At 70.5% G+C, this 21,281-nt stretch carries 17 protein-coding genes and 1 riboswitch; of the genes, 6 read left to right on the top strand and 11 right to left on the bottom strand.

The window, feature by feature from the left end; genetic code table 11:
• Nucleotides 1–25: 25 nt before the first annotated feature.
• Nucleotides 26–1,066, bottom strand: a complete 1,041-nt coding sequence (locus tag FB453_RS19110; RefSeq protein ID WP_145792020.1) for a C40 family peptidase — start codon at nucleotides 1,064–1,066, stop codon at nucleotides 26–28.
• A 13-nt stretch (nucleotides 1,067–1,079) separates the two neighbouring features.
• A riboswitch (cyclic di-AMP (ydaO/yuaA leader) is annotated at nucleotides 1,080–1,216 on the bottom strand.
• 235 nt (nucleotides 1,217–1,451) lie between these two features.
• On the opposite strand from FB453_RS19110, the gene FB453_RS19105 reads away from it, so the two are divergent.
• A complete protein-coding gene (locus tag FB453_RS19105) occupies nucleotides 1,452–3,434 on the top strand; it encodes a peptidoglycan recognition protein family protein (protein WP_145792018.1) in 1,983 nt (660 codons plus the stop codon).
• Between the two features lie 55 nt (nucleotides 3,435–3,489).
• Here FB453_RS19105 and FB453_RS19100 read toward each other — a convergent pair whose 3' ends face one another.
• From FB453_RS19100 to FB453_RS19080, 5 genes are all read right to left on the bottom strand, one after another.
• Nucleotides 3,490–4,503 carry a C40 family peptidase gene (locus FB453_RS19100; RefSeq protein WP_186718381.1) on the bottom strand — a complete coding sequence of 338 codons (1,014 nt, stop codon included), beginning with the start codon at nucleotides 4,501–4,503 and terminating at the stop codon, nucleotides 3,490–3,492.
• A 167-nt stretch (nucleotides 4,504–4,670) separates the two neighbouring features.
• Nucleotides 4,671–5,672 carry a hemolysin family protein gene (locus tag FB453_RS19095; RefSeq protein ID WP_112601088.1) on the bottom strand — a complete coding sequence of 334 codons (1,002 nt, stop codon included), beginning with the start codon at nucleotides 5,670–5,672 and terminating at the stop codon, nucleotides 4,671–4,673.
• Nucleotides 5,665–6,990 carry a hemolysin family protein gene (locus FB453_RS19090; RefSeq protein WP_258401669.1) on the bottom strand — a complete coding sequence of 442 codons (1,326 nt, stop codon included), beginning with the start codon at nucleotides 6,988–6,990 and terminating at the stop codon, nucleotides 5,665–5,667. Before FB453_RS19090 ends, FB453_RS19095 begins: the two co-directional genes overlap by 8 nt.
• A gap of 39 nt (nucleotides 6,991–7,029) precedes the next feature.
• Nucleotides 7,030–9,228 (bottom strand): (Fe-S)-binding protein, encoded by a 2,199-nt coding sequence (locus FB453_RS19085; RefSeq protein WP_145792012.1) that lies wholly within the window; start codon nucleotides 9,226–9,228, stop codon nucleotides 7,030–7,032.
• 206 nt (nucleotides 9,229–9,434) lie between these two features.
• Nucleotides 9,435–9,698 (bottom strand): cell division protein CrgA, encoded by a 264-nt coding sequence (locus FB453_RS19080; RefSeq protein ID WP_112583988.1) that lies wholly within the window; start codon nucleotides 9,696–9,698, stop codon nucleotides 9,435–9,437.
• Between the two features lie 221 nt (nucleotides 9,699–9,919).
• Between FB453_RS19080 and FB453_RS19075 the strand changes: the two genes are divergently transcribed.
• From FB453_RS19075 to FB453_RS19055, 5 genes are all read left to right on the top strand, one after another.
• Nucleotides 9,920–10,720: a DUF881 domain-containing protein gene (locus FB453_RS19075; RefSeq protein ID WP_091396339.1), complete on the top strand. Its 801-nt coding sequence runs from the start codon at nucleotides 9,920–9,922 to the stop codon at nucleotides 10,718–10,720.
• Nucleotides 10,717–12,423 (top strand): class E sortase, encoded by a 1,707-nt coding sequence (locus tag FB453_RS19070; protein ID WP_145792009.1) that lies wholly within the window; start codon nucleotides 10,717–10,719, stop codon nucleotides 12,421–12,423. Before FB453_RS19075 ends, FB453_RS19070 begins: the two co-directional genes overlap by 4 nt.
• Before the next feature lie 4 nt (nucleotides 12,424–12,427).
• A complete protein-coding gene (locus FB453_RS19065) occupies nucleotides 12,428–12,709 on the top strand; it encodes a hypothetical protein (protein ID WP_112583986.1) in 282 nt (93 codons plus the stop codon).
• Nucleotides 12,710–12,711: 2 nt separating this feature from the next.
• Nucleotides 12,712–13,362: an aminodeoxychorismate/anthranilate synthase component II gene (locus FB453_RS19060; RefSeq protein ID WP_145792007.1), complete on the top strand. Its 651-nt coding sequence runs from the start codon at nucleotides 12,712–12,714 to the stop codon at nucleotides 13,360–13,362.
• Nucleotides 13,363–13,447: 85 nt separating this feature from the next.
• Nucleotides 13,448–13,714: a hypothetical protein gene (locus tag FB453_RS19055; protein ID WP_145792005.1), complete on the top strand. Its 267-nt coding sequence runs from the start codon at nucleotides 13,448–13,450 to the stop codon at nucleotides 13,712–13,714.
• Between the two features lie 620 nt (nucleotides 13,715–14,334).
• Here the strand turns inward: FB453_RS19055 and FB453_RS19050 are convergent.
• The 5 genes from FB453_RS19050 to FB453_RS19030 are packed head-to-tail and all read right to left on the bottom strand — an operon-like array spanning nucleotide 14,335 to nucleotide 21,269.
• Nucleotides 14,335–15,030, bottom strand: a complete 696-nt coding sequence (locus tag FB453_RS19050; protein WP_145792002.1) for an ElyC/SanA/YdcF family protein — start codon at nucleotides 15,028–15,030, stop codon at nucleotides 14,335–14,337.
• An 18-nt stretch (nucleotides 15,031–15,048) separates the two neighbouring features.
• The gene (pknB, locus tag FB453_RS19045; RefSeq protein ID WP_145792000.1) at nucleotides 15,049–16,866 is read right to left on the bottom strand and encodes a Stk1 family PASTA domain-containing Ser/Thr kinase; all 1,818 of its coding nucleotides are present in this window, start codon (nucleotides 16,864–16,866) and stop codon (nucleotides 15,049–15,051) included.
• Nucleotides 16,863–18,272, bottom strand: coding sequence for a serine/threonine protein kinase (locus FB453_RS19040; RefSeq protein ID WP_145791997.1), 1,410 nt, complete (start codon nucleotides 18,270–18,272; stop codon nucleotides 16,863–16,865). The genes pknB and FB453_RS19040 overlap by 4 nt, the downstream gene beginning before the upstream one ends.
• A gap of 1 nt (nucleotide 18,273) precedes the next feature.
• On the bottom strand, nucleotides 18,274–19,779 hold the full coding sequence (locus FB453_RS19035; RefSeq protein WP_145791995.1) for a peptidoglycan D,D-transpeptidase FtsI family protein: 1,506 nt from the start codon (nucleotides 19,777–19,779) through the stop codon (nucleotides 18,274–18,276).
• On the bottom strand, nucleotides 19,776–21,269 hold the full coding sequence (locus FB453_RS19030; protein WP_112601214.1) for an FtsW/RodA/SpoVE family cell cycle protein: 1,494 nt from the start codon (nucleotides 21,267–21,269) through the stop codon (nucleotides 19,776–19,778). The genes FB453_RS19035 and FB453_RS19030 overlap by 4 nt, the downstream gene beginning before the upstream one ends.
• Nucleotides 21,270–21,281: the final 12 nt, after the last annotated feature.

Genomic DNA, 21,281 nt, shown 5'->3' with positions numbered 1-21,281 from the left:
CGACGGGCCCTTCGATCACTCGGGGTCAGCCTGGACGGCCATAGCTGTGGATCGGGCCGTCGTCGACCTTCTTCATCTTGACCGGCTGGCCGGCCTGCGAGGCGTGCACCACCCAGCCGCCGCCGACGTACATGCCGACGTGGTGGATGTCGCTGTAGTAGAAGACCAGGTCGCCGGGGCGCAGGTCTCCCTTGCTGACGTTCTTGGTGACCCGGCTCTGTGCGGCGGCGTTGTGCGGCAGCGACACGCCGGCCTTCGCCCAGGCGGCCAGCATCAGCCCGGAGCAGTCGTACGAGTTCGGGCCCTCGGCACCCCAGACGTAGGGCTTGCCGATCTGCGCACAGGCGAACTTGACAGCGGTGCCCGCGGCGCCGCCGGGGTAGCTGCCCGGGCAGGGCGCCGGGCGCAGCGGACCGCCGCCGCCGCTGCCGTACACCTTGAGGCGCAACTTCTGTAGGCGGTCGATCTCGTCGTTGATCTGCTTCTTCTTCGCCGCCAGCTGAGCTTCCGTGCGGCTCAGCTGGGCCACCATCTCGTCCAGTGGCGCCTTCTGCGCGGCCAACTGGTCGCGCAGGTCGGCCACCTGGCGTACGTCCTTCTGCTGGTTGTGCGCGAAGCGGTCGAGCATTTCCAGCTGGCCGACCACCTCGCTGGGCGACCGGCTACCCAGCATCGCGTTGACGGTCGAGACGTTCTCACCCATGTAGGCGCGCACGGCCAGGGCGCTGACCTTGTTCATCGCGGCGTCGACCTGGCGCTCGAGCGGAGTGATCCGGGCGGCCAGCGCGTCGGCCTGCTTGCGCTTCGCGGCGAGGTCGGTGCGGGTGGCGTTGTGCCGTTCGATGATCGGTTCGAGCTTGTTCCAGTCGGCGTCGATCTGGCGCTCGATCTCGGCGACGGACGGGTCGGCGTGAGCCGCCGTGGCACTGCCGGTCAGAACGACGGCGATGCCGGCCAGCGCGGCGAGTGCGGTGGTGAAGCGGGACCAGCGTGGGCGCGGCACGATCGACGCCGGGCCGGCTGATGCCGACCGCTCGGACGACGGCCGCGGGGCATGGAGTGCCACCGGGGTTCCGTACTCCTTCTTCCTGACCGCCTACCGGGTTAGCTGACGGGTTCGGGCGGGAAGTCGGCGCCCTACCGCAGTGGCTGCGGATTCACCCCGAGGGACCTGGGTCCCCGGTTCGTTTCGGAAACGACTCGGCGGTGTCGGTCCGTTACCGCCCGGGCTGGGCGGAGCTGCTGTCGGGCCGACGAATGACCAGAGTAGAGACGCTTGTTACCGATCCGCAACCCGTGCGGCAGTGACACTCCGTACGGATTGGACTAGGTCACCGACCGTGTGTGAAGAATTCTTTCCGCATGCTTCGATAGATGGAAAGGTATTGACGCGACCTCCCGGACGGCGCGATGGTGACCTGACCTCACTCCGCGAGAATCTAGGGGGTTCGATGCACCATCCAACCCTGTCGACCGGCTGGCGCGCGCTGCTCGCCGTCACAGTGATCGCCGCCGCGACCACTGTGCCACTCTCCGTCGACCCGGCCGCCGCCGCGCCCACCACCGACCGCCAGCAGCAGTACGCCGCAGCGGCCACCGAGTACGGCGTGCCGGCCGTCGTGCTGCTCGGCGTCTCCTACCTGGAGTCGCGCTGGGACACCAACGCCGGCACACCGAGCACCAGTGGCGGCTACGGCCCGATGCACCTGACCGACGCCCGGCACGTGGCCGCCCTACCCGGGCGCGGCCACCACGACGCCGGTGCCGAGGACCCACGCGGCGACGACTCCCGTCCCACCCGGGTGCCCGCGCCCCGGCCGGTCGAGGCACCCGCGCCGTCCACCGCCGCGTTGCAGACCGTCGACACCGCCGCCACGCTGACCGGCGCCACCCCCGAGGCACTGCGCACCGACGCGGGCCTCAACATCCGGGGTGGGGCTGCGCTGCTGAGCGCGTACCAGAGGGATCTGGGCGCGCCGGTCGGCGCGGACACCGACCCGGCGGCCTGGTACGGCGCGGTCGCCCGCTACTCGGGCGCGGACAGCGCCGACGCCGCGGCGGCCTTCGCCGACGAGGTCTTCACCACCATCGGCGCGGGCGAAGTCCGGGTGACCGACGACGGCCAGCGGATCACCCTGCCGGCCCGTGTGGTGCGGCCCGAGCGTTCCTGGTTGGACCGGCTGGGCCTGCGCCGCCTGGCCCGCCCGGACGGGGTGGAGTGCCCCCGCACCATCTCCTGCGAGTGGATCCCGGCGCCCTACGAAGCGTTCGGCGACGGGGACTACGGCAACCACGACCTCTCCGATCGACCCGCCCGGCAGAAGATCGAGTACATAGTCATCCACGACACCGAGGCGAGTTGGGCCACGACCCTGAAACTCGTCCAGGACCCGACCTACGTGAGCTGGCACTACTCGCTGCGCTCGGTCGACGGGCACATCGCGCAGCACGTGAAGACCAAGGACGTCGGCTGGCACGCCGGCAACTGGTACGTCAACGCGAAGTCGATCGGGCTGGAACACGAGGGCTTCGCGGCGCAGGGCACCTGGTACACCGAGGCGATGTACCGGACCTCGGCGAAGCTGGTCCGGCACCTGGCGCTGCGGCTGGGCATCCCACTGGACCGCCAGCACATCATCGGCCACGACAACGTGCCCGGCACCATTCCCTCGACAGTGCGGGGAATGCACTGGGATCCGGGCCCGTACTGGGACTGGACGCACTACTTCGACCTGCTGCACGCACCTCGACTGGACACCGGCACCCCGGCCACCGGAATGGTCCGGATCGACCCGGACTACACCACCAACCAGCCGGCGTTCACCGGCTGCGTCACCCCGGGCGTGCCCTGCGCGCCACGCGGCTCCTCGGCGGTGGTGCTGCGCAGCGCACCGTCCGCGGACGCGCCGCTCGTCAACGACATCGCGCTCCGCCCGGACGGCAGCCCGAACACGATGACCGTGTCGGACCACGGGGCCCGGGCATCCGCCGGGCAGACATACGCGCTGGCCGGGCGGCAGGGCGACTGGACGGCGATCTGGTACCTCGGGCAGCGGGCCTGGTTCCACAACCCGGCGTCCGCGCCGACCGCCAGTTGGACCGTCGGCGTCGTGGCCACGCCGAAGCCCGGCCGGACCACCGTTCCGGTCTACGGACGGGCGTACCCGGAGCAGTCCGCGTACCCGGAAGGGGTGCCCTACCAGGCGATCTCGCCGCTCCAGTACACCCTGGCCGCCGGGCAGCGGTACGCCGTCGGCGCGGTGCTGGCCGGCGAGTACTACCGGGCCAGCACGTTCGACGGCTCCTCGCCCGGCGACTGGACGGTGATTCGCGGCAAGAACCGGTACGCGCAGATCCAGTTCGGCCACCGGATCATGTACGTCGACCTCGCCGACGTGCAGCTGTTGCCGTCCCCGGTCGGCGCGCCGCGCTGAGAACCACGAAGGCCCCCGGTCGGTGACCGGGGGCCTTCGTGTCGCGCGAGGTGGATCAGCCGGGTCTGCGGAATCCGGCGACGGGCATGGTGTTGATGCTGGACACCTGCACCGGCTTACCGGCACGTGGCGCGTGCACCATGGTGTTGTTGCCCAGATAGAGCCCGACATGACTCAGGCCGGAGAAGAAGAAGACCAGGTCACCGGGGCGGGCATCGCCGCGCGAGATGGCCTTGCCCTCGTTCCACTGGTCACCGGTGTGGTGGGTGAGGTAGATCCCGGCCGCCTTGTAGGCGTACTGGGTCAGCCCCGAGCAGTCGAACGAGTTAGGCCCGGTGGCACCCCAGACGTACGGCTTGCCGACCTTGCCGCAGGCGGTTTTGATCGCGGTGCGTGCCGCCGCGCTGACCACGCCGTTGATGGTCGGGCAGGCCGCGGTCTTGACAGTGGTCTTCGGCATCGACGCCTCGAGCTGCTTGATCTCGGCATCGATCTGCTTCTTCTTGGCCGCCAGCTCGTTCTGCTGCTTGGTCTGGGTGACGATCAGCGCGTCCAGCTTCTGCTTCTCGCCGTCGTACTTGGCCCGCACGGCCAGCACACCCTCGACCTCCTTGCGCTCCTGCGAAGCGAGCCGGTCAAGGATGGTGAGCTGCTCGGTGAGCGTGTCCGGCTTGGCGCTGACCAGCAGCGCGCCGATGTCGTGCGACGGGCCGGAGATGTAGTAGCGGGAGGCGAGGTCGCCAACCCGGTTGAGCGCCAGCTCGCTCTGAAGCGACAGCGGCTCGATCTTCTTCTGCAGGCTCGCCGACTTCTGCCGGTTGACCTTCAGCTGCGCCCGGACCTTGTTGTACTGCTCGATGGTGGGCTCCAACTGCTCCCACTTCTTGTCGATCTGCGCCTCGATCTCGTCGACCGTGGGCGCGGCATGTGCCGGCGCGGTCAGCAGACCGGCGCCGACCGCCGCCGCGGCGACCAGGATCAGCACCCGGTGCGCGACGCGGCGCAGGCCACCAGAGCGAGCAGACGCGTTCAGGTCGTGACGATGAGGGGGCATGGTTGCCACCGGCACCGACTCCTTTGCAACCGACCGCCGGGCGCCTCGCGTGAGGGAAGGGCCGAGGCAGACGACCCACAGCGGTCGGTGCCCCACATTAGGGAAGCTGCGGGCGGTAATCAAGGCGAGCGCGGTAACCATCACTGTCGTGCAACCGCTTGCACACCAAGGGTATTCGTCCATCACCCAACGATTGCGGTCAATACATCGTCAAGAGTGACCACACCGAGTGGCCGTCGCCCGTCGCTGACCAGCACCATGTGCCGCCGTTCGCGACGCATCGCCAGCAGCAGGTCGGCCAGCGTACGGTCCGGCGGCACCACCGCCAGCGGCCGGTAGACGTCGGCCGGCACCGGGGACCGGCGGCCCTGCCCGGCGTACCCGAGCACGTCCTTGACGTGCACAAAGCCGAGCACCCGACGGGTCGACCGCTGCACCACCGGGAACCGGGACCGGCCGGTCCGGGTCGCCAGCACCTCCAGTGACGCCGGCGAGACGTCCTCGGCCACCGTCACCACCGTCGACCACGGTTGCAGCGCGTCCGCCGCCGTCCGGGCGTGCAGGGCCAGCGCGCCGGTGATCCGCGCGTGCTGCTCCGCGTCGAGCAGCCCCTCGGTGCGCGCCTGGGAGACCAACCCGGCCAACTCCTCGGCGGTGAACACCGTCTTCACCGCCTCGGACGCCTCGATCCGCCAGAACGCGAGCACCCGCCGGGCCGCCCATTTCATCGCGAGCAACAACGGTTTGGTGGCCACACAGAATGCCAGCATCGCCGGACCGAGCCAGAGCGCGGAGACCTCCGGACCGGCCAGCGTGATGTTCTTCGGCACCATTTCACCGACGACCGTGTGCAGAAAGACCACCACGCCCAGTGCCAGCACGAACGCCACCGGGTGCACCGCCCGCTCCGGCAGGCCGGCCGCGTGGAACGGCGGCTCCAGCAGGTGGGCCAGGGCCGGTTCGGCGATCGCGCCCAGACCCAGCGAGCAGACAGTGATGCCGAGCTGCGCGCCAGCGATCATCAGCGGGATCTGGTTCATCGCCGACAACGCCCAGCGGGCGCGTTTCGACCCGGCGGCCAGCGGCTCGATCACCGTCCGGCGCGACGCGATGAGCGCGAACTCGCTGCCCACGAAGAACCCGTTGCCGAGCAGCAACAGCACTGTCACCAGCAGCTCAGTCATCGTCGTCCGGATCCGCCGGGCGCAACACCCGGACCTGCTCGATCCGGTGCCGCTCCACCTCGACCACTGTGAACTCCCAGCCGTCCGTCTCGACCGTCTCGCCGGCGAGCGGGATGTGCCCGAGCTGGGCCATCAGGAACCCGGCCAGGGTCTCGTACGGCCCCTCGGGCAGCCGGAAGCCGGTCTGCTCGGCCAACTCGTCGGAGCGGAGCACACCGTCGACCAGCACAGTGCGCTCACCGCCCGGCACTGTCAGCTCGGCCGACCCGTTGTCGTCCACGCTCGCCGGGTCGAACTCGTCGGCGATCTCTCCGACCAGCTCCTCGACGAGGTCCTCGACGGTCACCACGCCGTCCGTGCCGCCGTACTCGTCGACCACGATGGCCAGGTCGGCCCCGGCCGCCTTCAGCGCGGCCAGGACACCGTCCAGGTTCAGGCTCTCCGGCACATACACCGGCTCGCGGGCCACCGAGCCGACCCGGGTCGACGCGCGGTCGGCCAGCGGCACGCCCAGCGCGTCGGGCACACCGGCCACACCGGTCACCAGGTCCAGGGTCTCCTCGTACACGGGGAACCGGGTCCGCCCGGTCCGCCGCGACTCCTCCAGCAGCTCGGCCACGGTGGCGGTGGCACGCAGCGCGACCACGTCCACCCTGGGGGTCATCGCCTCTGCGGCCCGCTTGTCACCGAAGCGGATGGTGCGACGAAGCAGCATCGCCGTGTCGGTGGGCAGCGCGCCGGCCCGCGCCGAGATGGCCGCCAGCAGGCCCAGCTCCTCCGGCGAGCGGGCGCTTGCCAACTCCTCCTGCGGCTCCACGCCGAGCGCCCGGACCAGTCGGTTCGCCGAGCCGTTCAACCCCCGGATCACCCAGCCGAACGTCCGGGAGAAGGTGTGCATCGGGCCGGCCGTGGCCAGCGCCGCCGGCATGGGCCGGGCCAGCGCCGCGTTCTTCGGCACCAACTCGCCGAAGAGCATGGAGATCAGCGTGGCCAGGGCCAACGCGAGGAACGGGGTGAGCCGCTCGGTGCTGTCCCCGGCCAGCGGGCGCAACAGCGGGGTGAAGAGCCGGGCCAGGGCCGGCTCGGCCAGGTAGCCGGTGAGCAGCGCGGTGATGGTGATGCCGAGCTGTGCCCCGGAGAGCTGGAAGGAGAGTTCGCGCAGCGCCGTGCGTACCGTCAGGGCGGCCTGGTCGCCCGCGGCGGACCGCCGGTCGATCTCCGCCCGGTCGACCGTGACCAGGGCGAACTCGGCCGCGACGAAGAACGCGTTGCCCGCGGTCAGGGCTACGAAGCCGACCAGGGGCAACAGCGTCGTCAAGAGTAGGCCGTCGATGAACAGATCCCAGGGGTACGCGTCTCAGCCGCCGATCGGCGCGGTCTCCTTGCCGCCCTGCGGCTGCTCGGGCTTGACCGAGCGGAGCAGCACGCTGGCCACGTCGATCACCTCGACCTGTTCGCCGGCACCCTTGCCGTTGACCCCGTCGTTGAGCATGGTCGAGCAGAACGGGCAGCCGACCGCGACCGTCTTCGCCCCGGTGGCCATGGCCTCCTCGACGCGGTCCACGTTGATCCGCTTGCCGATCTTCTCTTCCATCCACATCCGGGCGCCGCCAGCACCGCAGCAGAAGGAGCGTTCGCTGTTCCGCGGCATCTCGGTCAGGTCGCCCGCGATGGCGTCGCCGAGGACCTCCCGGGGGGCCGCGAAGACGCGGTTGTGCCGACCCAGGTAGCAGGGGTCGTGGTAGGTGACGCCGCCGTCGACCGGCTGCACCGGCGTGAGCTTGCCGGTGGCGACCAGGTGCGCGAGCAGTTGGGTGTGGTGGACCACCTCGAACTCCCCGCCGAGCTGCCCGTACTCGTTGCCAAGGGTGTTGAAGCAGTGCGGGCAGGTCGCGACGATCTTGCGCTTGGCCTTGTCCCGGCCCTCGAACGCCTCGTTCAGCGTCTCCACGTTCTGCTGGGCGAGCATCTGGAAGACGAACTCGTTGCCGATCCGTCGCGCCGGGTCGCCGGAGCAGGTCTCGCCCTCGCCCAGGATCGCGAACTTCACGCCCGCCTCATTGAGCAGCGTGGCCACCGCGCGGGTGGTCTTCTTGGCCCGGTCCTCGAACGCGCCGGCGCAGCCGACCCAGAACAGGTACTCGAAGTCGTCCACCTCGCCGACCCGGGGCACCTCGAAGTCCAGGCCCTTGGTCCAGTCCTCGCGGGTGTTCTGCGGGGCGCCCCACGGGTTGCCCTTGTTCTCCAGGTTGCGCAGCATCACGCCGGCCTCGGAGGGGAAGCTCGACTCGATCAGCACCTGGTAGCGGCGCATGTCGACGATGTGGTCGACGTGTTCGATGTCCACCGGGCACTGCTCCACGCAGGCGCCGCAGGTGGTGCAGGACCAGAGCACGTCCGGGTCGATGACACCGCCCTCCTCGGCGGTGCCGATCAACGGCTTGTCGGCCTCGGCGAGGGCCAGCACGTCCAGGTGGGCGAGCTGCGCCTGGGTGGCCTTCTCCTCGCCGGTCAGGTCCTTGCCGCCGCCGGCCAGCAGGTAGGGCGCCTTCGCGTACGCGTGGTCGCGCAGGCTCAGGATGAGCAGCTTGGGCGACAGGGGCTTGCCGGTGTTCCAGGCCGGGCACTGCGACTGACAGCGACCGCACTCGGTGCAGGTGCTGAAGTCCAGGAGGCCCTTCCAGCTGAACTGCTCGACGTGGGCAACGCCGAACTGGTCCTTCTCCGGGTCGGCCTCCTCGAAGTCGAGCGGCTTGCCCTGGCTCGTCATCGGGCGCAGCGCGCCGAGACCGGAGCCGGCCGGCTTGGCCGGCTCCCGCTTGAAGAAGATGTTGGGGAACGCCAGGAAGCGGTGCCAGGCGACGCCCATCGTGACGTTCAGGGAGATGACGATCAGCCACGTCATCGAAATAATGATCTTGATGGCCGCGGCGACGCTGACGCCGTCCGCCCAGTCGGGCAGCACCGCACCGACCGCGTGGCTGACCGGGGTGGCCCAGAACGGGAACTCGAAGTGGTCGGTGGCGACCTTGAAGCCCCGGATCACGAAGCCGAAAATCAGGACCAGCAGCACGATCCACTCGACGAAGTAGCCCTGCCACATTGTCGAGCCGGTGAACCGGGACCGCCCGCCCGGGCGGGTCGGCCGGTTGCGCAGCCGGATCGCCATCAGCACCAGGATGCCGACCAGACTCAGCACCCCGATGATCTCGGTGACCAGACCGAAGATCGTCCAGTGCCCGATGATCGGCAGACCGCCGTCGGTGGTGCCGACCTCGAAGTACGCCTCGAGCACCAGCAGCGACAGCACGACGAAGCCGACCATCACGAACCAGTGCGCGGCGCCCACCACGCCCCACTTGAGCATCCGGGTGTGGCCGGCCGTCTCCACCAGCATCGTCCTGGCGCGGGCGACCTTGTCGGAGAACCGCTCCGGCGCGGGTTGCCCGAGCCGGATGACTGCCACCATCTTCAGGACCGCACGCACCGCAAGCCACACCGCCACGGCGGTGATGGCGGCCGCGAGGATCGTGGTGACGATCTGGACGCTGCCCATCGAGTTGGCCTCCCCGGTCTGCTGCCTGATGACCTCGCTCTGCTAGGTCATGCAGTGCAGCCTACGCGAAGGTTACCCAGCGGTAACGTGAGTCATCTCGCAGTAGGCCGCGCTGCCTGCGCACACCATAGGGGGCCCCACCCGATCCTGCTGGGCAGGGGCTCGACGGGGTGACGTGGGACCGCCGACGCGACGGTCTCCTCGGATCAGCGCCAGCGAGAGAGCAACGCCAGCGAGGCGACCATCGCACCGAAGCCGACGGCGAGGTTCCAGTAACCCCACGCCATGACCGGGTACTCCTGCTCGGACAGGTAGTAGAGCACCAGCCAGCCGATCCCGACGACGATCAAGGCGACCGCGGTGATCGGCAACCACACCGGGCTAGGCTTGCGCGACGACGACGTCGTCGTCGGACGGACGTCCGTCGGCGGGGTGTACACCTTCTTCTTACGGACCTGAGACTTGGGCACGGCGCTCTCCAGAGGGGTGACGACCTCGTCCGGCCTGACAACCGGGCGCGGGGGCGACGGTCCATGGCCAATAATGTTCGAGAGCTAGCGTAGTCCCGATTGGCCGCCTGGACCACGAATGGGGTCAGGCCGGTGCACGGAGTGACCGAAAGAGGCGGGACTGTTCGCATCGCCGGCCCAGCCGGCACGAACCGATCCCCGACACGCGGAAGGAACGCTCGGTGGAGTACACATCCGGCGCAACCTCCTGGCAGAAGGTCCTCCGACGGGCCGCCGCCGGGCTGCTGCCCCGGCGACCGCGCCAACGCCGTCCGGGCTGGTCGATCGGGGTGCCCCTGATCGCCGCGGCGGCCGGGTTGCTCTTCACCACCACTGCGACCACCGCGGGCGGCACCGCTCTCCGGGAGGACCGGCGCCCCCAGCTCAACCAGCTCATCGAGGACCGCCGCGAACAGGTCGCCGCCAGCGAGCGTCGCGCCGCCACACTGCGCGGCGAGGTCGAGCAACGGACCAACACCCTGGCCGGCTCGGACGCCCCGATCAAGGCTCAGCAGAATCGCGCCCAGGGCAGCCTCCAGGACGCCGGGTTCACCGCCCTCAGCGGGCCCGGGGTAACCGTCGAGCTGAACGACGCGCCCCAGCTGGACCAGACGCAGTCGGACGCGAGCAACGACGACCTGGTGGTGCATCAGGGGGACGTACAGGCGGTGGTCAACGCGCTCTGGGCCGGTGGAGCCGAGGCGATGTCAATCATGAATGTCCGCGTGCTCACCACCAGCGCGGTACGCTGCGTCGGTAACACCCTGCTACTTCACGGCCGGGTGTACTCCCCACCGTTCAAGATCGTAGCAATCGGCGATCCCGCTGCCCTCCAGCAGGCCCTCGCCAGCTCTCAGGGAGTCCGGTTGTTCAAGGACGCGGTCGACGACTACCAGCTTGGCTACAAGGAGACGGCCTCCACGGTGCGAGTTCCCGCATTCGAGGATTCCACCGCCCTGCGCTCGGCTACGGTGCCCAAGTGAGCGGGCCGGACGAGCGACGCGACGGGCGACACCGGGACCAGACCGACGAGCCGACCGCCTTCCTGCCCAAGTTCGACCGGCCCGAGTCGGCACCGGTCCGACCCACCCCGGCCAGCAACTGGCCCGAGCCGGTGCTGCAGCCGCCGCGAGCCGAGCAGCCGCAGCGAGCCGAGCAGCCGCCGCCGAGCGCCACTCGGCCCGAGCCGACCGGGACCCCGGGCCGCCCGGGTGCCGAAGCGCCTCCGCCCTGGCCGGGCAGCGCAACTGCCGGGCCGGGCTCACACGGCGGCGCCGGGCTTCCCCCCGCGACCACCCCCGGTCGACCGACCGCCAGCAACCAGGGCACGGTTCGGCCCGCTGCCCCCGGCAACGCCCCGACCCGCCCCCCCGCGCCCAGCGCCGCGTCCACCCGACCGACCGCGCCCAGCGCCGCACCGACCCGACCGCCGGGCACCGGCAACCCACCGGGTGCCACACCGACCCGACCGCCGGGTGCCGCGCCGACCCGCCCGGCCGCACCCGGCGGGATGCCGATGCCGACCCGGCCGGCGGTCTCCGGCACGCCGAGCCGGCCTGTCTCCTCCGGGCCCTCGACGCCGCCGCTGGCCGACTCGCCGACCGCATACATTCCGCAGGTCACCGACCGGTCCGCCCGATCCACCGGCTCCCCGGCCACCCCGGTCTCCCCGGCCGCCCCCGACCGCGTCGCAGCGGCCGGGTCGGAAGGCTTCCCGTCCACCGGGCCGGGCCGGGTCCCGCCGAGCGCCGGCGGGGATCGCGGCGCCGACCCGGCAGCCACCGCGTTGATTCCGGCCGTGCCCGCCACTCCGGCCACCAGGCCGCCGACCATGGACTCGACCGCGTTGATGGGTGCCGTCCCCCGCACCGCCGTCCCGGATGAGCCGGCCAGCGCCAACCCCGCCGACCCTCCCCAACCCCGACGCGGCGAGCGGGTGGTGCAACTCCGGCCGCACCAGACCGGCGAGGGCTACAAGAGCGTCTACTCCGAGCTGACCCGCCCGTCGTTCGGCTCGCGACTGCGCACCGGCGTCCGCGTCACCGGCGAAATCCTGATCACCTTCGGCCTGGTGGTCCTGCTCTTCGCCGGCTACGAGGTCTGGGGCAAGTCGGCCATCGTCGACGCCCACCAGAACGACCTCAACAACGAGTTGGCCCAGGCGTGGGGCCCGACCGACGACCCCACCGTCGCCCCGTCGGTGGGCCCGAGCGTCAAACCCTCCCCACCGGTACGCGGTAAGCCGCTCGCGGGCCTCTACATCCCCAAGCTCGACAAGAACTGGGTCGTCGTCGAGGGGGTCACCCAACAGGACATCCGCTTCGCCCCCGGCCACTACCCGACCAGCGCGCTCCCCGGTCAGGTGGGCAACTTCTCCGTCGCCGGCCACCGCAACCGGGCCACCTTCTGGCGGTTGGACGAGCTGGACGAGGGCGACCCGATCGTGGTCGAGAGCAAGACCGACTGGTACGTCTACCGGGTGTCGCAGTCCCGGATCGTCCGGCCGACCCAGGTCGAGGTGGTGGCGCCGGTGCCCGGCGAGCCGGACAAGAAGGCGACCAAACGGATGCTCACCCTCACCACATGCAACCCGAAGTTCGACAACTACCAGCGCCTGATCATCCATGCCGAACTGGACCGCACCCAACCCAAGTCCGCGGGCCGGCCGGCGGAGCTGGGAGGCTGACCCGATGTACGCGTTCATCTGGCGCAAGCTGCCGTTCGGCGTGGTCGGGAAGTTGACCGGCTCGGTGCTGCTGGTGGCCGCCACAGTGGCCCTGCTGTGGTACGTCGCCTTCCCGTGGGCCGAGCCCCTGCTGCCCTTCGACGACGTGCAGGTCGAGTCCGGCGTACCCGCCGAGACGGGTGGCGGCGGCGACCCGGTGACCGGGGAGACGCCGGCCGGCGACGAGCACGAACTGCCGTACGACACCGACCAGAACAACTCCGCGCCTCCCTCCCCGAGCAGGTGACCATGCGCGTCCTGGTGATCGACAACTATGACTCCTTCGTCTTCAACCTCGTGCAGTATCTGGGCCAGCTCGGCGTGGACTGCGAGGTCCGCCGCAACGACGAGATTGACGTCGCCGAGGTGGGCACGGTTGGCGCCGACGGCATCCTGCTGTCGCCCGGGCCGGGCAGCCCGGACCGGGCCGGCATCTGCCTGGACGTCATCCGGGAGTACGCAGGCAAGCTGCCGATCTTCGGCGTCTGCCTCGGCCACCAGGCGATCGGCGAAGCCTTCGGGGCGACCGTGACACGCGCCCCCGAACTGCTGCACGGCAAGACCTCCGAGGTGCGACACCACTCGGTCGGCGTACTCGCCGGTCTGCCCGACCCGTTCACCGCCACCCGGTACCACTCGCTCGCCGTGCTGCCCGAGACTCTCCCCGACGAGCTGGAGGTCACCGGCTGGACCGGCTCCGGCGTGGTGATGGCGATGCGGCACCGGACGCTGCCCATCGAGGGCGTGCAGTTCCACCCGGAGTCGGTGCTCACCGAGGGCGGTCACCTGATGCTGGCCAACTGGCTGGCCAGTTGCGGTCACCCCGAGGCGCTGGAGCGGGCACCCGTGCTGGCCGCCGAGGTCGACGCCCGTCGTCGGGCGGCCTTCGCCACCGCCTGAGGCAGACGCCGATTCTTCAGAGCCCGTCGTCATCACGGCGAGAATGGGCCTGTGAGGCGGGGCTGCCCAAGCCGCCGGCAGCTGCGTGCAACAGGGAGATGACAGGGGCTGCATTGCGCCTGTCAACGGCCTGCACCAGGTGTCGGCGTGCGACAACGAGGCCGACGGGCATGGCGTGTACGTGGAGGTCGACTGGACCGACGCTGCGCAGAACGAGACGGTCGGGGACGGGAACGGCTCGGCCGCCGGGTGCGGCACCGTGCGCTACCTCGATGCGCCATACCGGTATCGCGTCTGCGAATCGGTCACTGGCCCCGACTACTGTTCAAGCTGGGTCAACTACTACGGATGACACCTGCGAGAATGGGCCATCCCCTCGCCGTAGCTTTGTTGCAACCGAATACAGCCTGTGTTGAAGTCGGCAGCAGTGTCTGAACTGATGTGACTTGTCAGTGTCGAAGATCGAGGTGTAGCGAGGTCTCCGGTAGACGGTTCAGCGACGGTGTTGAATCCAAACCAGGAGGCCTCGCGCACACCATCAGGCCATGTCCTCAAAGGTCCACAACCATTGCAGTAGCGGGGCAATGGCGACGGCAGCCTTGCACGAGGTCGCGGTCTTGTCGTAGCAGGTTCCGCAAGCATCCGGTCGAATGTGCCATTGAAAGCCCACTTGCGGAAACGGGTACAGGTCGACTGCCACAATCCGTAACGGGCAGGCACGCCACGCCGCCCCGGCCCGGCCCGGATCTTTTACACGATCCCCGTTGAGCACCCGCCGGTCATCGAACCGAGGCCAACCACCAGTCACCACGGGTGATCAGTCGGAGGCCGTGAACGAACACCCGGGCTGCCGGTGCCGCCGACGCCAAGCGGCACGGCGACCACGCGCCCGGCCGCCTCCGCCCCTGCCTGAGGCCAGGCCCTCGAGTCCCGCTACCCGCTGACCGGGCGCGGGACCCCACACCGGACTGTTCAGCCACGCAACGCGTTCTGGACCGCCGGATTCGCAGGCGAGCGCACCGCAGGCGGTCGGTCGCGTACCGCGTCCCAGGCCGCCTTGCCACTGGCGAAGTAGTCCCGAACCGACTTCTCGGCGAGCAGGGCAGCGCTGCAACCGTCGCAGCGGGCGGTCACTCCGTCGACGTCGAGCCCCAGCTGCCGGCACAGCGTCACCGCCCGGGACAGGTGGTACGACTGGGTGACGATCAGGGCCCGCTCGACGCCGTACACCTCGCGCGCTCTCGCGCAGCTGTCGTAGGTGTCCAGGCCGAACGGGTCGGCCACCACCCGACGCCTGTCGACACCGCGCTCGGCGAGGTACGTCGTCATCACCGCCGGCTCGTCGCCGGACGCGCCGCCACCGTCGCCCGACACCAGGACGACAGTGGCCCGCCCGCTGGTCACCAGTTCGGCGGCGGTGTCCAGGCGGCCGGCGAGACGGTCACCCGGCCGCTGACGGTCGGCTGCCACCTCGGTGCCGAGCACGATCACCACGTCGGCGGCGGGCGCGTCGGCGGCGGCGTACAGGTGGCCGCGTGCGGCGAGCGTCGTCCACAGCCACGGGGAACTGGCGAGCACCAGCACGACGAGGCCCGCGACGGCCAGCCGGCGCAGGCGTCGAGGCCACCGCCGTACCGCCCCGACCGGGGACGCTGCCGCCTCGGTCATGCCGATGCCCGCAGTGGCCTAGTCCTGGGGTCGGCCCGGCGGGGGCGGGAACGGCAGACCGATGCCGCCCCCGTTGCCGGGAGTGGTCGGCGTGCCCGTCGGCGTGGTCGTCGGCGTGATTGTCGGCGTCGGGTCGGTCTCCGGCTCGGGCTGACTCACCTTGATGATCACCCTCGTGCCGGTGGGCTTCTTCTCCTTGCCGTTCGGGCTCTGGTCGGTGACCTTCCCCGCCTGGTCGGCGGGAACCTCCGGCCCCTTCTGCACGTCGACAGTGAAGCCGTCGTTCCGGAGGACGCGGGTGGCCTCCTCCTGGCTCAACCCGACGACGTCCGGCACCTCGCGGATGTTGCCCCTCGAGACCGTGAGCTTCACCTGCGTACCTTCGGGAACGCTCTCACCCTCAGGCGGGTCGACGCTGAGAACCTCGTCCTGGCTCGCCTCGTCGTTCACCGTCTTGACCTCGTACTTGAGCTTCGCCTCGGTGAGCCGGGCGATGGCGCTCTCCTGCTTGCTGCCCTTGAGCCCGGCGGGAACGCGCACCTCGGGAACGCCACCACAGACCTGAATGGTGACAGTGCCGTTCTCCTTCAGCTTGGTGCCCGCCGCCGGATTCTGATTGACGACGTTGCCCTTCGTGCAGTCACTCGCCAGCTTCGGGTCGAGCACCTGCGGGGAAAGTCCGGCGTCGCGGATCTCGGTGATCGCGGCGACCTGGCTCTTGCCGGTGAGGGTGGGCACCGACTTCAGGTCATTGTCCTTCTGCTGGTCCCAGAGCAGGGCGGCGACCAGGGCGATCACCGCCAGTACGCCGACCGCGCTGAACATCGCGATCAGCCAGGAAGACGCCTTGCGCTGACGGGGGTCGCCCACCCGGGCCGGGATCTGCCCGGTCTGCGGCCCACGGCCCGAAGCCGGATAACCGCCCCCACCGCCGGCCGGGGCCATCGCCACCGTCTCCGCCTCGCGCAGCACCGGGGTGGCCAGCACGGGCCGGCCGGCGGCGGCGCGGAGCAGGTCGGCCCGCATCTCGCCAGCGCTCTGGTAGCGGTTCAGCGGGTTCTTCGACAGCGCCTTCAGCACGATCGCGTCGACGGCCGGGGTGACGTCCGGGTTGATGTCGCTCGGCGTAGGCGGCGTCTCCCGTACGTGCTGGTACGCGACGCTGACCGGGCTGTCCCCGACGAACGGCGGGTGCCCGCAGACCAGCTCGAAGAGCACGCAGCCGGCCGCGTACACGTCGGAGCGCGCGTCGACGGCCTCGCCGCGTGCCTGCTCCGGGGAGAGATACTGCGCCGTGCCGATGACCGCACTGGTCTGGGTCATGGTGGTCGCACCGCTGGCCAGCGCCCGGGCGATGCCGAAGTCCATCACCTTGACCTGGCCGGTCTGGGTGAGCATCACGTTGCCGGGCTTGATGTCCCGGTGGATGATGCCGTGCCGGTGGCTGAACTCCAGTGCGGCGCACATGTCGGCGCAGATCTCCAGCGCGCGGCGCGGTTGCAGTCGCCCCTCGGCGCCGAGGACCTCCTTCAAGGTCCGTCCGTTGACGAACTCCATGACGATGAACGGCAGCGTCTCACCGGTCGGCGCGGTCTCCTCGCCGGTGTCGTAGACCGCCACGATGGCCGGGTGGTTGAGCGACGCGGCGTTCTGCGCCTCCCGACGGAACCGCATCTGGAACGTCGCGTCCCGGGCGAGGTCGGTGCGGAGCATCTTGATCGCGACGTCCCGACCGAGCCGGAGATCGCGACCACGGTGCACCTCGGCCATGCCGCCATAGCCGAGCAGCTCGCCGACCTGGTACCTGCCACCGAGCAGGCGGGCCTGCGCTGTCATCGCGTCTGTCGTCCTTCGCTCGTCGTCGTCCCGCCGTCGTCCGGCTGGAGTCGTACCTCTCGACGGTACGACGTCCGGGTCGGATCGTCGCGCCCGTCGAGTCGTAGCGCGCCGGACGCCACGGTGCGCGGCGCCAGCCCGGCGGATACACCGGCCTGCGACTGCTTCCGCAGGTTGTAGGAAATCACGCCAGAGCAGAGCAGGACCAGCACGGCCAGCAGGATGGCGAGAAGCACCATTCCAGGCCGGGACCGCTGGGGCTGGGGTGACGGCGTCGCCGGGCCGGCCTGCCGGACGTACGCCGGCGGGTGTTCCTGCCGGGGTGGTCCGGACGGCACCGCTGCCGCACCGCGTGGGTAGCCGTTCGGTGCGCCCTGCGGCCGGGCGGGCTGAACGGCCGGCGCGACGGCGGTGGGGCGTGGCTGTTGGGCGGGTGCGACAGCGGTCGGCCTCGCTCCGGCCACCGGCGGGCGGGCAGTCGGCGGTCGCATCTGGTGCGCCTGCGGCACCTGGGCCCGGCCGGGTGCGGCGGGTGAGGCGGGCGCCGCGGAGACCGGCCCGGAGTTGCCGGCGGCCCGGGCCTGCTGGGAGAGCGCGGCCTTGAGCTGACGGGCGACCCCGGCGAGTGCGGCGGCGCTCGGCCAGCGGGCGGCCGGGTCCTTTGCCAACGCCCGTTCGACAAGGGCGCGCACCTGCGGTGGGATGTCGGCCGGCAGTGGCCGGGGCGTCTCCCGGACGTGCCGCATCGCGATGTCGAGGGGGTTGTCGCCCTCGAACGGCCGCCGACCGGCCAGGCACTGGTAGGCGACCACGCCGAGGGCGTACACGTCGGACGCCGGGGTGGCCACGCCGCCGGTGGCCTGCTCCGGTGAGATGTACGAGGCGGTGCCGAGCACCGAACCGGCGGCGGTGAGCTGGCCGACCATGTCGGAGCGGGCGATGCCGAAGTCGGTGAGCACCAGCGTGCCGTTCGGCCGGACCAGCAGGTTGCCCGGCTTCACGTCGCGGTGCACGATGCCCTTCTCGTGGGCGGCGTGCAGCGCGTCGGCGGCCTGCGCGACGAGGGCCATCGTCCGCGCCGGGGTGAGCCGGCCGACCCGGCTCAACGTGGACGACAGGGCGTCACCCTCGACGTACTCCATGACCAGGAAGGCGATCTGCTGGTCGTTGCCGAAGTCGTAGACGTCCACCACGCCGGGATGGTTGATGGTGGCCATGGTGCGAGCCTCGCCGCGGAACCGCTCACCGAAGTCCGGGTCGTCGAGCAGGGCGGGGAGCAGGCTCTTCACCGCGACCGTCCGGCCGAGCACCTGGTCGGTGCCGCGCCAGACGTCGCCCATGCCGCCGCTGGCGATCCGCTCGTCGAGACGGTAGCGGTTGCCGAGCCGCACACCGGGGCTGAGCATGTCAGCGACCCCCTGGGTCGGCGATGGCGGCCTTCATGATCTGGCCGGCGATCCGAGCGGCCTCGCCGCTACCGCCGGGGCCGGCCTGCTCCAGGACGACGCAGACAGCGGAGACCGGGTTGCCGTTCTTGTCCATTGCGAAGCCGATGAACCAGCCGTGGTCGGGCCGATCCGGGGCGGACTGGGCGGTGCCGGTCTTGCCGCCGACCGTGTAGCCGTTGATCGCGGCCTTCCGCCCGGTGCCGTTCTGCACCACGCTGACCATCATCTCGCGCAGGTCGGTGGCGACCTGCGGCTCGACGGGCTGGCGCAGCTTCCGCGCATCGGCAGTGTAGTAGCTGGTGGTCCGGTCGGGAGCGAGCAGCTGCCGCACCAGGTACGGCCGCATCTGGCTGCCGTTGTTGGCGATCGAACCGGCGATCATGGCGCCTTCGAGGGGCGTCATCCGAACGTTGTTCTGGCCGATCGAGGACTGGGCCAGTGCGGCCGGGTCGGTGCTGCCGTCCTGGTTCTGCATGGTCCCGGTCCGACTGGCAGCCGTGGGCAGGCCGCCCTCGCCGAGCTGGCCGACGGTCAGGTCTTCCTGCTCAAAGCCGAACTGCCGGGCCTTCTCCTTGACAGTCTCGGCGCCGAGCCGCACGCCGAGCTGGGCGAAGCCGGTGTTGCACGACTCGGTGACCGCCTCCAGCAGGGTGACCTGCCGGGTCGGGCAGATCGACGGATCGGCGTTGCGGATCGGAGTGCCCGAGGTCGGCGCGGTGTAGCTGGGACCGGCCGGGATCTGGGTGGACTTGGTGACGCCATTCTCCAGCGCCGCCGCCGCCACCACGATCTTGAAGGTGGAGCCCGGCGGCAGCGTCTCGGCCAGCGCGCGGTTCTTCAGCGGTTCGGCCGGGTCCTTCTCCAGCTTGTTGTACGCCGCCGCTGCCTCGTTGGTGTCGTGGCTGGCCAGCGGGTTCGGGTCGAAGCTCGGCATGGAGACCAGCGCCTGGATGGCACCGCTGCGCGGGTCGATGGCGATCGCCGCGCCCCGCTTCGCACCCACCTCGTTGTTGCGCAGCTGGTCGTACGCCACGTCCTGGGCCCGCTTGGAGAGTGTGAGCAGCACGTTGCCGCCGCCGGTGTCGTCGCCGGTGAACATGTCCTTCAACCGGTCGCCGATCAGCTGGTCGCTGGTGCCGGCCAGGAAGTCGTTCTCCACCTGCTCGATGCCCTGGTCGGCCAGGTTGACCGGCTTGTAGCCGAGCACGTGGGCGTACTTGGCGCCGCTGGGATAGGTGCGCCGGAACTTCAGGTTGCCGGTGGTCTCCTTGCTCGTGGCCACGGCCGTGCCGCCAGCCTCGATGTTGCCGCGCTTGCGGTCGTACTCGGCGACCTGGACCCGACCGTTGTAGTCGCTGGTCCGGTATTCGTCCGCCTTGTAGGCCTGGATCCAGTTGAGGTTGGCGAAGAGCAGACCGAACAGGACCATGACGACGACGCCAACGCGGCGCAGGGGTGCGTTCACGGCTTGATCACCTCCGTGGGAGCACCGTGCAGCTGCTCGGGCGGGCCGCCGCTGGGACGAGCCGCCTTGCCGCCGCCTCCTCCGGTCACCGGTCGACGGGCGCCGTCGGAGACCCGCAGCAGCACTGCGATGAGCAGCCAGTTGGCCATCAGCGACGACCCGCCGGCGGACAGGAACGGGGTGGTCTGACCGGTCAGCGGGATGAGCTTGCTGATCCCACCGACGATCACGAAGACCTGGAGGCCGAGGGTGAACGCGAGACCGCCGGCGAGCAGCTTGCCGAACGAGTCCCGTACCGCCAGCGCGGCGCGCAGCCCGCGCTCCACGATGAGCAGGTAGACGACCAGCAGCGCGGACAGGCCGAAGAGGCCGATCTCCTCACCGATGCCGGCGAAGATGAAGTCGTTCTGCACCTCGGGCAGGATCTCCGGCTGGCCGCCGCCCGGCCCCGCACCGAAAAGCCCGCCAGTGCCCAGGGCGAGCAGGCCCTGCACGAGTTGGTAGCCCTTGTTGGTCGGGTCGGCGAACGGGTCGAGCCAGATCTCCGCCCGCACGTAGAAGTTGGCGAACGGCCCGCCGACCGTCGAGCCGAGGACGTAGGCGAGGTACGCGCCGCCGAAGAAGAGGACCAGGCCGATCAGCAGCCAGCTGACCCGTTCGGTGGCGATGTAGAGCGTCACCACGAACATGCCGAAGTAGAGCAGCGAGGTGCCCAGGTCCTTCTCGAAGACCAGCACCAGGACGCTGATCAGCCAGACGCCGACCACCGGCCCGAGGTCGCGGCCGCGCGGGAAGTCGATGCCGAGGAAGCGCCGGCTGGCCAGCGACAGCACCTCACGCTTGCGCACCAGGTAGTAGGCGAAGAAGACCAGCAGCGCCAGCTTGGCGAACTCACCCGGCTGGATGGAGAAGCTGCCGACCCGGACCCACAGCTTCGCGCCGTTGATCTCGGAGATGCTCGACGGCAGCACCGCCGGAATCATCACCAGCACGATGCCGGCCAGCCCCAGGGTGTACGCGTACCGCGAGATCGACCGGTGGTCGCGCATGATCGCGAGCAGGGCGGCGGCGAGGATCACCGCACCGAGCGTCCAGGCCAGCTGACGCCCGCCCTGCCCCGCGAAGACGGCCAGGCTCTCCCGCTCGGCCACCGGGGCGTCGCCCAGGTCGATCCGGCGCAGGAAGCCCACCCCGAGCCCGTTGAGCAGGGCCACCGCCGGCAGCAGCGCCGGGTCGGCGAACGGGGCGAGGAACCGGATGACCAGGTGCAGGCCGAGGAAGACCGCGCCGAGCGCGGCGGCCGGCATCCAGAAGTCCGGGGTGACCGTGTCCAGCAGGTTCGCCTCGACGGTCGCCCCGTACGCGGCCACCAGCACCATCGCGAGCAACAGCAGGTACAGCTCGGCGTTGCGGCGCGACCGCGCCAGGCGTACGCCGGATTGCTCGCCCGCGGTGGCGGGCGAGGGTGCCGGTGTGGCCGCTACGGTCACGGGTGGGGTCCT

This window comes from Micromonospora sp. CNZ322 (genome assembly GCF_007827755.1).
The sequence above is the reverse complement of the archived record's forward strand: the minus strand, read 5'-3'. Positions and strand labels throughout refer to the sequence as shown.

What these genes read in the sequence shown, in the direction of transcription:
- FB453_RS19105 (WP_145792018.1), top strand. Translation starts at nt 1,452, where the DNA reads ATGCACCATCCAACCCTGTCGACCGGCTGGCGCGCGCTGCTCGCCGTC.
- FB453_RS19095 (WP_112601088.1), bottom strand. Translation starts at nt 5,672, where the DNA reads ATGACTGAGCTGCTGGTGACAGTGCTGTTGCTGCTCGGCAACGGGTTC.
- FB453_RS19085 (WP_145792012.1), bottom strand. Translation starts at nt 9,228, where the DNA reads ATGGGCAGCGTCCAGATCGTCACCACGATCCTCGCGGCCGCCATCACC.
- FB453_RS19065 (WP_112583986.1), top strand. Translation starts at nt 12,428, where the DNA reads ATGTACGCGTTCATCTGGCGCAAGCTGCCGTTCGGCGTGGTCGGGAAG.
- FB453_RS19060 (WP_145792007.1), top strand. Translation starts at nt 12,712, where the DNA reads ATGCGCGTCCTGGTGATCGACAACTATGACTCCTTCGTCTTCAACCTC.
- FB453_RS19050 (WP_145792002.1), bottom strand. Translation starts at nt 15,030, where the DNA reads ATGACCGAGGCGGCAGCGTCCCCGGTCGGGGCGGTACGGCGGTGGCCT.
- pknB (WP_145792000.1), bottom strand. Translation starts at nt 16,866, where the DNA reads ATGACAGCGCAGGCCCGCCTGCTCGGTGGCAGGTACCAGGTCGGCGAG.
- FB453_RS19040 (WP_145791997.1), bottom strand. Translation starts at nt 18,272, where the DNA reads ATGCTCAGCCCCGGTGTGCGGCTCGGCAACCGCTACCGTCTCGACGAG.